Origin of the sequence: Liquorilactobacillus cacaonum DSM 21116 (assembly GCF_001436735.1) — a bacterium.
In the GTDB taxonomy this organism is placed as follows: domain Bacteria; phylum Bacillota; class Bacilli; order Lactobacillales; family Lactobacillaceae; genus Liquorilactobacillus; species Liquorilactobacillus cacaonum.
On record NZ_AYZE01000014.1, the window covers coordinates 414,266 to 426,775 of the forward strand.

The window sequence follows — 12,510 nt, forward strand, 5'->3', positions numbered from 1 at the left end:
ATAAATTTAGATTTGTAAAAAAGAAATACTTCTATTTTTGTTTCTATTTAACACGTATTGACTGTCCTGGCGTAAGTGTTGAACTTGCGCTAAGTGTAGGATTTAACTCAAGTAATTCCTGAACAGTGAGACCATTGTTAACAGCTACACGATACATACCCTGGCCAGCAGCAACGGTCACATATTCACCACTCGCTGTCGAAGAAGAATTGGATGCTACACTTGGCGTACTTGAAGAAGTTGTCGTACTTTCACTTGAACTGGCAGCAACATAACTAGAGCTACTTGAAGATTCATCTTCAGTGTATTCATTTGTAGAGCTTGTAGCTGAGGAAACAGCTACAGAACTTGAAGAAGATACTTTTTTTGACGATGCCTTTTTTGAACTGCTTTTTTTACTCGAACTAGATTCAGCAACATCAATATTACTACCACCGCCAGAAGCTGATTGTGATGTGTTTTGTGATATAAAGTAAAGTGCGACTGTTCCTAGAATAATTGCAATAAAAACGACCAATAACGATGTAGTTAACACACTATTAGCACGACTGCTCTTTCGACTCGCTGAACGTGAATAATTTCCACTATTATCTCGAACATTGTCAAAAGATTTATCCCAAGGTTGTTGTTTTTCTTGGTCTGAAGTTTTACGACTCATAAAAATTTCCCCCTCAAATAATCATATATATTCTACCATAGGTTTATATAGCAAGTCATAATTCTTTACTTAAGAATTACTTTAAGTTATAAAGTTTTAAAAAAAATATCCAGGATATCTTCATAATCTGATACTTGATTAATAATTTGTTCTTTTTTCTCTTTCTCACATTTAAAATAGTCTATATTGATTGGTTCACCCTTTAATTGACAACAATCAACACCGTGCTTAGTTTGCATTTCTTCATCAAAATATTGCAATAGGAATTTTCTTTTACAACTAGGTGTCTCAATATATTCCAAAAGATACATTAATTTATTATATTTCTCCTGGCGCCTTTTTAAAAAAATTTGTTTTATTTCAGAAGTAGGAATTCCTTGCTCAAAATAATATTGTAAAACATTCTCTTTGTCAGAAACATTAGCAACAGTACCTTTAGGTTGAAAATTTTCAATATCAAAATCATCAGGTAAACTATTAATGCTTAGTTGCTCTTGTAAATTAATATCTGCTTTGGTATAGAGTAAAATTGCAAGGCTCCTTTCCCCATTTCTTCCGGCTCTTCCAATTTCTTGCACGTAACTTTCCAAGTCACTTGGAAGATGATAGTGAATAACAAAACGAACATCTTTCTTATTAATTCCCATTCCAAAAGCGCTTGTTGCACAAATGATATCTAACTGATTCTCCATAAACTGATGTTGAGTCATATACCGATCCCTAGAACTTAAAGCAGCATGATAAGGTGCTATACGAAGACTTGTTTCCGCCTTTAGTAATTCACTAATCTTGTTTGCCTGTTTTTTACTTGAAAAATAAATTATTCCAGGAGATTTTAATTTTTTAACTATATCAATTAGGTAAGTGTTCTTTTCATAATTTGATATGGTTTCATGAACACCCAAAAAAATATTAGGTCGATCAACTGAGCGCCGGACGACAAATTTTTTTTCATCGTTGGAGAACAAATTGTGTTGAATATCTTGGGCAACATTGTTTGTTGCTGTTGCTGTTAATGCAAGAGTTAGCGGATTATGTAATAAATGACGAAACTTTTTTATCCTTAAATAATCCGGGCGAAAATCCGGTCCCCACTGAGAAATACAATGAGCTTCATCAACTACTAAAAGACCGATTGATAACATAGCCAATTTTTTTTCAACCAGATCATTTTTTAACATTTCTGGTGATAAATAGATAAAGGAATAATCAGAAATATTTGCTAATATCATTTGCTTGTCTACAAATGATAATTCAGAGGTTAATGCAATTACCTTTTTTTCACCGGCATATTTTAGTTGCTCTATTTGATCATGCATCAATGATAATAATGGTGAAATGACAATGACAGTTTTTTTTAAAATTTTACCTGTCAGCTGGTAGCACAAAGACTTGCCCGTACCTGTTGGCAAAATTCCTAGTGTTGATTTACCTTCTAACAAATTTTCGATAATTTCACTTTGACCCCTCTTAAAATCGGAATAGCCGTAATAATGTTTTAAAAAATTTTTCAGTTGACTACTATCCAATATTTTTACTCCTTTCAATCTGAAATAATCTAAATTTGAAAAATTCTATTTTATTATCTAATTGCCTGTATTCCCAATCAATCGGATTACCCTTGAAAGTATTCATTAGTATACTATAATCATCATGCGTAATAATTTTACTATAACTAAAATCATTACGCAAAATAGCACTTTCTAACAAATGCTCTTTAATTGTGCTGATTTTTAAATTTCTCTGTGTTGCAATTTTATTAGCTGTTAAATTTTCTTTAAATAACTGATATGAAATCTCTGTACTTTTTGACAATTGACTCAGATTACTAAAGGGAGCAATCAGTTGTCTAAAAAGACCATCTTCTTTTAGAAGAAAAAAAGCAAATTGCATACTCAAATCACGCCAAAGTAATAAAATTTCTTCCTTAGAAAACTGTGGTATTAAAACTGTGATTTGTTCCGCAGTTTGCCCAATATTAGCATGTCCGGTAAAAAGAGCCATAAAGATATTGCCGTATTCGTGTGGAAATTCGCCCAAAAAAGTTAATAATTTCTGTTTAAGAACTTGCGGTAACTCACTTCTATCTTTTACTAATGATAACCATTTTTTCAACGCAAATTGGGCTCTTAGTGGAGAGTTTACTACATAGTATTTTTTGTTGTGATATGAAAGTTCTGATATAACTTGTATAAGTAATGGTAATAGCTCTAACCATCGCTTTTCATTAATATATTGAAAAATATATGGTTTTGAAATTACATATGTATTATCAAGATATTCTTTCTTTTGAAAAATTCCTTCAGCCGTAAGAACAAGGCCTTTCGGTGTAGCTAATAAATATTTATTTTTTATTAATTTATTTATTTGTAAATCAAACTTTTTTTCATCTAATGTCGGTTCAACATTTAACCAATCTAAAATATGATATTGCATTCCCCAATAAAGGTTTGAAACTGTTCTTTTATTACAAAGTATCTGTCTAATCACAATAGGTCGTCTAGATTGAGTCTCTGAAAAAAAGAGTAACCATTTTTTTTCACCCACAAATAGCCCTCCTTTTTTAATAACATATCTATTCTACATTATTAATACGGAATTGGGTGAGAATATGAAAAAAATTGGTAATTATTTTAAAATTGCAAAAGAATCATGTACAACAATATTATTGTCTAGCTGATGGTTTTTTATAGGAACCAAAAAAGTTAGACTATAATGCAACCATTAGCCTAACTTTTCACTGACATATTAATATTTATTCAATTTTAAATCCTGCATAATTTATTTTAGTACTATTGATCTGGAAACTATCCATTCGCGCAACTTAACAAATAAGACCCAAAAAACAATACCAACTAGTAATCCTTTTATTAAATTAAAAGGCACAATTCCAATTAAAACAAATTTTGCAAGTGGCATAGATAGCTTCATACCCAAAATGCTCATATATAGTGGCATAAATACAAAATAATTGGCTAGAGATAAAATGACAGTTAAACTCAGTGTTCCAAACATTATTGATCTAATAATATTCCAAAAGTTGACTGCATGATGGTTACGTAATGTAAAAAATATTGGCAACGTCAATGTTAAAGAGGCAATAAAATTAGTTGCCACACCAATTAGATTATCAAGCGAAGGTCCTGAGATTAAAAAATAAAGAATTGAGCGAATCAAAGCAATCTCAATACCACCTAAAGGTCCCAAAATGAACATTCCAAACAAAATAGGAATATCCGAAAAATCAACTTTCATATATGGAACTAAAGGAATTACGACAAAAGACAAAAACATTAACAAATATGAAATTCCAGCTAAACTAGCAGAAATAACATAACGACGAGTAGCAGTATAGACCATCAAAAAAACCTCCTGATGTTCATCTTCACGGATCCATTTGAATACAAAAAACCTGCTGATCAGAGACCAACAGGGTTAAATGACATTTTATAATCAAACAAGCCCTATCTTCTTTATCCAGACTTTACTGTCGGTTTTGGAATTACACCAAATCAACTGCATAAATGCAGGTCGCGGACTTTTACCGCCGGTCGGGATTTTCACCCTGCCCCTGAAGATAAACCATATTATTTTTATTACAAAACAAAGTGTAGCACTATTTTTTCATTAATGCAACTATTTATTTACTTATTTTTAAGATGTAAAACTTCGTCATTTGTTAATTCTCGGTATTCACCGGATGTCAAGCCATCCAAAGTTAAAAAACCGTACGTTTCACGCTTTAATTTTTCCACTGGATGTCCAATTGCATCAAACATTTTTTTAACTTGATGATAACGACCTTCATGAATTGTCAGCGAAACCAATGATTTATTTTTTTTCTGATCAGAAGATAATAACTTTGCTTTCGCAGGTGCTGTCTTCTTTCCCTCAATTGTTATACCCAACCTTAGCTTTTTAAAGTCTTCATTTGCTGGAATACCTGAAACTTTAGCAACGTATGTTTTGGCAATCTTATTTCTAGGATGCATCAATTTATTAGCTAAATCCCCATCATTTGTCATGAGTAACAATCCTGATGTATCATAATCTAATCGTCCTACCGGATAAATTCGCTGCTCAACATTTTTAAAATAATCAGTTACAACTTTCCTTTCCTTATCATCGCTTGCTGCTGTAATTACTCCTCTAGGTTTATAAAAAAGGAAATATACTTTTTTTTCTATATCTAGTGTTTTGCCTGAAACTACAACTACATCGCTAACTGATACTTTTGTCCCTAATTCCTTAACAATTTTTCCATTAACAGAAACTAGTCCAGCCAAAATCATTTTTTCAGAAGCTCTTCTTGAAGCTACTCCAGCATTTGCCATGACCTTTTGTAATCGTTCAGTTGTTTCCATGTTTTTTTCTCCCATTTCTTTATTTAGTATCTTCAAAAGTTTGATTAAATAAATCAAGTAAATTTTGTTCACCACTACCACTATCAAGTGCAACTTCATCAGAAACTTCTGGTAATGGCGGCAAATCCTCTAAGGAGTGTAATCCAAAGTAATTTAAAAAGTTTTCTGTTGTTGTGTATAAGATAGGTCTTCCTGGAGCATCTAAGCGTCCATCTTCTTTAATAAGTTCAAAAGCTAATAACTTTTGAATAGAGCCATGTGATTTAATCCCACGGATTTCATCAATTTTTACTCTTGTAACCGGTTGTTGATATGCAATAATTGCTAATGCCTCTAATGATGCACGCGAAAGTTTAGTCATATTTGGTGTTTCAAAATAACTCTTTAATAACATTGCAAAATTACTTTTGGTTGCTAGACGATAAACTTCATCTGTGGCAATTATCTCTAAAGAACAGCTTGGATCTTTTTCATACTTCTTTTTCAATAGATTTATTTGTTCCATCACAGCTGGCTTAAGCAAACCCATTAACTGAGAAATTTCATTTAATGATATTCCTTCGTTTCCAGATACAAAAAGGAGTGCTTCAATTTTTGCTAAAATCATTGATGACATTGACTATACACTCCTCAAAATAATATTAGACAAGTATTTTTCTTGAATTATCTCCACTGTACCTCTTTTAGTAAGTTCTAGCATAGCTAAAAAACTAGTCACAACTTTCTCAATATGTATTTCTTCGTTTAAAAAAAGTTCATCAAACGTCAAGGAAGGCTGTTTTGATAATAAAAAAAGTATGTTTGTCATTTCATCTTCAATTGTAAAATTTTCTTTTTTTATATGGCTTTTTGTAGTAATTTTATTTTTTTTTGATACTAATAATCTAAAAAAAGCCTGCTGCAACATAGCGACAGGCTGCTGATCTTTTAATAATATTTTTCGCACACCATCAGGTTCAGGTGCCTGTTCTCTTGTATAATGTAAAGATCTTGTTGCAAACAAGCCATCTAAATTTTCAGCAGCCATCTGATAACACTGATGTTCTAATAGTTGTTGAACTAATTCCAATCTTGGATCAATAATCGTGTTATCGTCTTCTAACTCCTCATGATTGGGCAAAAGTAATTTACTTTTAATATTCAGTAAAGTCGATGCCATCACCAAATACTCTCCCGCAATATCTAATTCCAACGTTTGCATTTGATGGAGTTGCTCAATATATTGAGTTGTTATTTCAGCCATTGGAATATCATATATATCCATCCGATTTTGCTTGATTAGCTGCAACAATAAATCCAAAGGACCTTCAAAAATTTCTAATTTAAACATCGGTTTCTGATTTTCAGAATTAGTTGTCATCATTTCGATGCTCCCATTTAGCGATTAGCCGAGCTGTTTCAATGCTTCCCATCATTTTTCTACCTGGATACAATTCGCACAATCCATTAAGCATTGCAAAACTAACACCTTCATTTCTCTCAGTTGGGGTTATTGCAATATGCCGGACCATCAAAATATCATCAGAGATTTCAACACCAACAACTCCAATAAAATCGCCATTTTCATTCTTCCAAAGATAGAGGCACCGTTCTTTTGTACTATTGTACCAGTTCAGTTCCGTTTTTAAATGTGAGAACTCTTTCAAATCAGGAATAAATGAAAGTAGTCCCATTGTAATTTTTTCGTAATCGTTTTTATACTTATAAAGCATGATGACCTCCCATGGTCGAAAAAACATTATCAAATATAGTTGAACTAACTCTATCATAATTTAATTCTATAAACAATTTATTCTAAGCACGTGGATGATATTTTCCATAGATTTCTGCTAATCTTCGCTTTGACAGATGAGTATAAATTTGTGTGGTTGAAATATCTGCATGTCCTAAAAGTTCTTGTACTATTCTTAAATCAGCACCATTTTCCAATATGTGTGTTGCAAATGAATGTCTTAAAGTATGTGGTGTAACATTTTTTTCAATACCAGCAGTTAAGACATCTGCCTTTAAATTTTTCCAGATACCTTGTCTTGTCAGTTTTTTTCCATGATGATTCAAAAATAAAAAGTTACTTGATTGTTTTTTTAATAATTTAGGTCGAACTTCACTTAAATATCTTTCAATCCATAAAATTGCTTTATCACCAACAGGTACTATTCTTTCTTTTTGCCCTTTTCCAATTGTTTGAATTAGACCTAAACTCAGATGAAGATCTGCAAGTTGCACATTTATTACTTCACTAACGCGCAAACCAGTAGCATACATTAATTCAAGGATAGCTCTATTTCTAAGCCCTAAAGGTTTAGAAACATCCGGTGTAGCTAATAACCTTTCCACCTCAGATGTTGACAGCACTTCTGGCAAATGTTCATTTTTCTTTGGTGCATCAATCAACTCCATTGGATCATTTTGAATAATACCTTCTTCAATCATATATTGGAAAAATTTGCGTAAACTAGTAACTGACCGTACAATCGAGCTTGTCGCTTTTTGTTGATTAGCTTCTAATTCAAGAAAATCTACAATTATCTGTCTAGTAATCGCAGAAAAATCAGTGATTTCTTTTTGCTCAAGGAAAAAAACAAATTGAACTAAATCATTTTTGTAACTACTTACAGTGTTTTCTGAAAGACCACGTTCAACTTTTAAATAATGTATATAATCCAAAATAATATTTTTGATAAAATCACCCTCAGAAATGCAGAAAATTATCTAATTCTTTTATTAAGACAGTTAGAACAAATACCGCGGAAAATTAATCGATGCTCTGTTACTTTGAATCCAAATTTGTTCATAACCTCTTCTTCTACATCGGTCATTAAATCTTCATGTATCTCCTGAATCTTCCCACATACCTTACATAATAAATGATGGTGAAAATAATCTTGGTCAGATAATCTTAAGTCATACCGAGTCATACCATCTTCAAAATTAATTTTGTTTACTATCCCTAACTCTGATAAAATTTCCAAAGTTCGATAAACTGTCGCTAACCCAATGTCTGATTCTTTTTCTCTAACCAGAGTAAACAATTCCTCTGCCGAAAGATGCTTTTCATAATTATGTAAAAGAGTGCCAACAGTTGCACGTCTTTGTGGAGTTAATTTTAATCCTGCCTGATGAAGTTTGGACTCAATGTCAGTTATTTGTGTCTCCAAAATTTCCATTACATCAATCCCCTTTTTCATCAATTACTTAGTATCATTTATATACATTTTACCATCAACTTGGCGAACAAGTCCTGCTTTCATTAAATGTCCTACTGCACGCTTGAATTGACCTTTACTAATACCAAAATATTTTTTTATATCTTCTGGAGTTGATTTATCTGTATAATTTAAAATCCCGTCCGAATGTTGTAATGCGGCTAAAATCATTTGGGCATCATCACTAATTGCCTCATATGCCCTTCTACGTAAAGAAAGGTTTAGGGTTCCATCTGGCCTAATTCCAATCACACGAGCCTTTAGATGTTCACCCAAACGTGGTTCACGATCTCTTTCACTTGGATGAATAAAACCTAGCTCAAAATCTGATGTAATTACATGTGTCCCAGCCATTTTCAACCGATATGCAATTGCTTCGACATCCTTATTTTTCATGCTTTCATTCGCTTTAACAGATATTCCCTTAAAAATTTCCTCAGTTGCAATCGTACCCCAAAGTCTTCCTTTTCCATCAACCTTTAAAGCAATCATTAAACTATCACCATTTTTGGGCCATAAATCTGTCAGTTCAGGAAGTTCATCAAGTGAAACAACAACATCTTTGTTTGGTAATCCGATGTCTACAAAAACACCTAAATCTCTTCGACTTGCAACGACTTTTCCAAAAGCATACCGATTAAATTGACTTTTTGGTAGATTTGTTGTTATTTGTAACTCATGATTTTCATTTTCATAAGCAAAACCAGAAATAACATTTTCCTTATCTAATTGAGTTGTTATTTCCTCCTTTGCTAATCTATAAGTTGTTCCTTCATTTTGTAAAAAATAAAATTCATCATTAGCATCAGTCACACGGACTTCAATAATTTGGCCTATCATTTCATTTTTATTCATTATTTCCTCCATTATTAATTAAGACTCACATGTAGTAAGCTCATTATACAGTATGCAATTCCAGAAGCAATTACCGGTCCTGCAGCAACTCCACGCAAGAAAACAACCCCAATAATTGTACCAATCACTAATGCTACAGTAACTTGTGGGGAATTTGCTAGTAACGAAACACCCTGTCGTGATAAGACTGCCACTAAAATCCCACAAGCAACCGAAATAATTCCAACAGGTGTTCTAAAAATTTGAAGTAAATCACTAACAGTTATTTGACCAGTAGCAATTGGGATTAGAATTGCCACTGAAATAACTGTAACCCCCCAGTTGATACCTTTTGTCTGTATCACTGTCATCCAATGGTTTGCAAAAGGGATAGCTTTAAGTAGCAATACAACAACGGCAGCAATAGTAAGCGAGGTATTTTTAGCAAAAAAAGCAACTAAAAAAATAACTCCCAGAAAAATCCAACTTTCCATTTATCCACCTCAACGTTTATATTCCTTATCTATTTTAACCGAAAATAGCATAAATTGCGAATTAATATCTGTCCTAAATTACGTTATAAAAAAGAGCTAAGTCAAGACATAACTTTTGACCTAGCTCTCATATCATTTAATACAATTATAACTAAATTTTAAAGTGCACTTGAAGCTCCACGGTAAACAATTCCACGACGTGAATCAACAGTTACAACTTCACCACTTGTAATCAAAGAAGTAGCACCTTCAGCACCAACAACTACAGGAATACCCATAGAGATCCCGACTACAGCAGCATGTGATGTTAATCCACCATTTTCAACAATCAAAGCACTTGATTTTTCAATAGCTGGAAGATAATCTTTATCAGTCGTCTTTGTAACTAAAATTCCACCTTCAACAGCATTTGCATTAGCTTCTTCAGCAGAACCAGCTACAACTGCTTTACCAATTACAGTTTCATCACCAACTCCTTGGCCTGAAACAAGTTTTGAACCAATTAATTGAATCTTCATAACGTTAGTTGTACCTTTTTCACCAACCGGCACACCAGCAGTAATCAAAATTAAATCGCCTTCCTTGGCAAAACCAGCCTCTTTAGCCTTTTCAGTTGCTAAAGCGAACATATCATCAGTTGATGCAGGTGTTTCAGCAAGAACAGGATGAACACCCCAGTTAATTGATAAACCACGGCGAGTACGATCATCAAATGTTACAGCTAAAATATCAGCATCTGGACGATACTTCGAAATCATACGTGCTGTATGACCTGACTTTGTAGCAGCAACGATTGTCTTTATTCCAAGATTGTCAGCAGCTTCAGCCACTGCTCGACCAACAGCTTCTGTTACATCTGTCTTGTCAAAGTCATTAATTGAAAATGTGTGATGTTCACGTAAAACATTTTCAGCCTTAACATCAATACGTGCCATTGTCGAAACAGATTCAACAGGGTAATCACCGTTTGCACTTTCCCCAGAAAGCATTGTTGCATCTGTACCATCAAACACAGCATTAGCAACATCAGAAGCTTCAGCACGTGTAGGACGTGGGTTTTCTTGCATTGAATCGAGCATTTGTGTGGCAGTAATAACAGGTTTGCCAAGAGCGTTACATTTTTTAATTAAAACTTTTTGAACTAAAGGAACATTTTCTACAGGAATCTCAACACCCATATCACCACGAGCAATCATCAAACCATCGGAAACTTTAATGATTTCGTCAAAGTTATCAATACCTTCTTGAGATTCAATCTTAGGGAAGATTTGAACATGTTCCATATGTTTTTCTTCTAATAATTCACGAATATCTAAAACATCTGATGGTTTACGAACAAAACTAGCAGCAATAAAATTAATCTCGTTGTCTAAACCAAAACGAATATCGTCAGAATCTTTTTCAGTAATACCAGGTAAGTTAATTGAAACGCCAGGAGCATTAACACCTTTACGTGAGCCCAAAAGACCAGCATTTAAAACTTTACATACTAATTCTTTGTTTTCTTGATCGATTTCTTCGATTTGCATATCAATTAGGCCATCATCAAACAATACATGACCGCCTACATGAACATCATCAATCAAGCCAGGATAAGTAACTGCGATCTTCTCACGAGTTCCTTCGATAGAGCTATCCATTGAAATACGAACTACATCGCCAATTTCATAATGAATTTTGCCTTCTTTTTGAACTGTTGTCCGAATCTCTGCACCCTTGGTATCAAGCATGATACCAACCATTTTTCCTGTAATCTTTTCTGCTTCATGTACGAGTTGCATACGTCCTAAATGCTCTTCATGATCACCGTGAGAAAAGTTAAAGCGGAATACGTTGGCACCTGCTTCGATTAACTTAACAATTGTTTCTAAGCTATTGCTAGCTGGACCAAGTGTACTTACGATCTTGGTTTTCTTCATGAGTAAAATCTCCCCTTTGAATAATTTTAAAGATGACTTTAATGTCAATTCTTTACAAAGTTAATTGTTGTTCTAAAAACGAAGACGATCATTTAAATCAAGCAACGAAACGTCAGTAATATGCTTATGATTTTCGAGCGTATCAATAATATCAGTTGCAACTAATTTGTTATCTCTGATACCAATTGCTAAGCCACCCTTACCTTCTAATAAGAGACGAACTGCATAATCACCAAACATACTTGCAAGCACTCGATCTTTTGCAGTTGGACGTCCGCCACGCTGTATATGTCCCAAAGTAATTGCACGACTGTCAAAGTCACCATATTGATCAAGTTCAGCTTTAAAATCAGCAGCTGACATCACACCTTCTGCTAAAACAATCAAACCGTGATCTTTACCATTCTCATAGTTGTGCTTGAGATGTTCCGCAATCTTCTTAACGTCATATTCACGTTCTGGAATTACAATTGCATCAGCATCAGCAGCAATTCCTGCCCACAAAGCTATGTCACCTGCACCGCGACCCATCACTTCAACAACAAAAGTACGTTGATGAGAAGTTGCGGTATCGTTGATTCTATCAAGTGCATCCAATGCAACATTAACTGCAGTATCAAATCCAACTGTAAAATCAGTACCTGGGATATCATTATCAATAGTCCCTGGAACGCCAATTGAATTGAATCCGTGTTGAGTAAGTCGCTCAGCACCATGATAAGAACCATCTCCACCAATAACTACAAGTGCGTCGATTCCAAATTTTTTCAATTGTTCAATACCCTTCAATTGCGTTTTTTCTTCCGCAAATTCAGGGAAACGTGCTGAATATAAAATGGTACCTCCACGATCGATAATTCCATCCATATCCTTTGATTCTAACCTACGAATATTTCCAGCAACCAATCCAGCAAAGCCATAGTTAATACCATAAGCTTCTAGACCTGCTGAAATAGCCGAACGAGCAATTGAACGAATCGCTGCGTTCATCCCAGAAGCATCTCCACCACTTGTTAAAATACCTATGCGTTTCAT

General features: G+C 33.7%; 14 protein-coding genes and 1 riboswitch. All 14 genes read right to left on the reverse strand.

Annotated elements, in window-relative coordinates:
- Positions 1 to 43: 43 nt before the first annotated feature.
- Entirely contained in the window at positions 44 to 658 is a 615-nt protein-coding gene (locus FC80_RS05915; protein WP_057829207.1) for an SAG1386/EF1546 family surface-associated protein, read from the reverse strand.
- A gap of 86 nt (positions 659 to 744) precedes the next feature.
- Complete coding sequence (locus FC80_RS05920; RefSeq protein ID WP_057829208.1) at positions 745 to 2,187, reverse strand: RecQ family ATP-dependent DNA helicase; 1,443 nt, start codon at positions 2,185 to 2,187, stop codon at positions 745 to 747.
- Positions 2,180 to 3,205 (reverse strand): helix-turn-helix domain-containing protein, encoded by a 1,026-nt coding sequence (locus FC80_RS05925; RefSeq protein ID WP_057829209.1) that lies wholly within the window; start codon positions 3,203 to 3,205, stop codon positions 2,180 to 2,182. The genes FC80_RS05920 and FC80_RS05925 overlap by 8 nt, the downstream gene beginning before the upstream one ends.
- A 234-nt stretch (positions 3,206 to 3,439) precedes the next feature.
- Positions 3,440 to 4,018, reverse strand: coding sequence for an ECF transporter S component (locus FC80_RS05930; RefSeq protein WP_057829210.1), 579 nt, complete (start codon positions 4,016 to 4,018; stop codon positions 3,440 to 3,442).
- A gap of 102 nt (positions 4,019 to 4,120) precedes the next feature.
- Positions 4,121 to 4,241: riboswitch (FMN riboswitch) on the reverse strand.
- Between the two features lie 61 nt (positions 4,242 to 4,302).
- Positions 4,303 to 5,022, reverse strand: coding sequence for a pseudouridine synthase (locus FC80_RS05935; protein WP_057829354.1), 720 nt, complete (start codon positions 5,020 to 5,022; stop codon positions 4,303 to 4,305).
- Between the two features lie 19 nt (positions 5,023 to 5,041).
- Positions 5,042 to 5,638, reverse strand: a complete 597-nt coding sequence (gene scpB / locus FC80_RS05940; RefSeq protein WP_057829211.1) for an SMC-Scp complex subunit ScpB — start codon at positions 5,636 to 5,638, stop codon at positions 5,042 to 5,044.
- A 3-nt stretch (positions 5,639 to 5,641) separates the two neighbouring features.
- Positions 5,642 to 6,385 carry a segregation and condensation protein A gene (locus tag FC80_RS05945; RefSeq protein WP_235807240.1) on the reverse strand — a complete coding sequence of 248 codons (744 nt, stop codon included), beginning with the start codon at positions 6,383 to 6,385 and terminating at the stop codon, positions 5,642 to 5,644.
- On the reverse strand, positions 6,372 to 6,734 hold the full coding sequence (locus FC80_RS05950) for a GNAT family N-acetyltransferase (RefSeq protein WP_057829212.1): 363 nt from the start codon (positions 6,732 to 6,734) through the stop codon (positions 6,372 to 6,374). Before FC80_RS05950 ends, FC80_RS05945 begins: the two co-directional genes overlap by 14 nt.
- Before the next feature lie 82 nt (positions 6,735 to 6,816).
- The gene (xerD, locus tag FC80_RS05955; RefSeq protein ID WP_338038228.1) at positions 6,817 to 7,704 is read right to left on the reverse strand and encodes a site-specific tyrosine recombinase XerD; all 888 of its coding nucleotides are present in this window, start codon (positions 7,702 to 7,704) and stop codon (positions 6,817 to 6,819) included.
- A gap of 26 nt (positions 7,705 to 7,730) precedes the next feature.
- Positions 7,731 to 8,189, reverse strand: a complete 459-nt coding sequence (locus FC80_RS05960; protein ID WP_083486931.1) for a Fur family transcriptional regulator — start codon at positions 8,187 to 8,189, stop codon at positions 7,731 to 7,733.
- A gap of 24 nt (positions 8,190 to 8,213) precedes the next feature.
- On the reverse strand, positions 8,214 to 9,083 hold the full coding sequence (locus tag FC80_RS05965; protein WP_057829214.1) for a CvfB family protein: 870 nt from the start codon (positions 9,081 to 9,083) through the stop codon (positions 8,214 to 8,216).
- Between the two features lie 14 nt (positions 9,084 to 9,097).
- Positions 9,098 to 9,556 (reverse strand): DUF441 domain-containing protein, encoded by a 459-nt coding sequence (locus FC80_RS05970; protein WP_057829215.1) that lies wholly within the window; start codon positions 9,554 to 9,556, stop codon positions 9,098 to 9,100.
- Between the two features lie 158 nt (positions 9,557 to 9,714).
- Positions 9,715 to 11,475, reverse strand: coding sequence for a pyruvate kinase (gene pyk / locus FC80_RS05975; protein ID WP_057829216.1), 1,761 nt, complete (start codon positions 11,473 to 11,475; stop codon positions 9,715 to 9,717).
- 72 nt (positions 11,476 to 11,547) lie between these two features.
- Positions 11,548 to 12,510 carry a 6-phosphofructokinase gene (pfkA, locus tag FC80_RS05980; protein WP_057829217.1) on the reverse strand — a complete coding sequence of 321 codons (963 nt, stop codon included), beginning with the start codon at positions 12,508 to 12,510 and terminating at the stop codon, positions 11,548 to 11,550.

Coding starts and splice junctions, on each gene's coding strand:
- FC80_RS05915 (WP_057829207.1), bottom strand. CDS start 658: ATGAGTCGTAAAACTTCAGACCAAGAAAAACAACAACCTTGGGATAAA.
- FC80_RS05930 (WP_057829210.1), bottom strand. CDS start 4,018: ATGGTCTATACTGCTACTCGTCGTTATGTTATTTCTGCTAGTTTAGCT.
- FC80_RS05935 (WP_057829354.1), bottom strand. CDS start 5,022: ATGGAAACAACTGAACGATTACAAAAGGTCATGGCAAATGCTGGAGTA.
- scpB (WP_057829211.1), bottom strand. CDS start 5,638: ATGTCATCAATGATTTTAGCAAAAATTGAAGCACTCCTTTTTGTATCT.
- FC80_RS05945 (WP_235807240.1), bottom strand. CDS start 6,385: ATGATGACAACTAATTCTGAAAATCAGAAACCGATGTTTAAATTAGAA.
- FC80_RS05950 (WP_057829212.1), bottom strand. CDS start 6,734: ATGCTTTATAAGTATAAAAACGATTACGAAAAAATTACAATGGGACTA.
- FC80_RS05960 (WP_083486931.1), bottom strand. CDS start 8,189: ATGGAAATTTTGGAGACACAAATAACTGACATTGAGTCCAAACTTCAT.
- FC80_RS05965 (WP_057829214.1), bottom strand. CDS start 9,083: ATGAATAAAAATGAAATGATAGGCCAAATTATTGAAGTCCGTGTGACT.
- FC80_RS05970 (WP_057829215.1), bottom strand. CDS start 9,556: ATGGAAAGTTGGATTTTTCTGGGAGTTATTTTTTTAGTTGCTTTTTTT.
- pyk (WP_057829216.1), bottom strand. CDS start 11,475: ATGAAGAAAACCAAGATCGTAAGTACACTTGGTCCAGCTAGCAATAGC.
- pfkA (WP_057829217.1), bottom strand. CDS start 12,510: ATGAAACGCATAGGTATTTTAACAAGTGGTGGAGATGCTTCTGGGATG.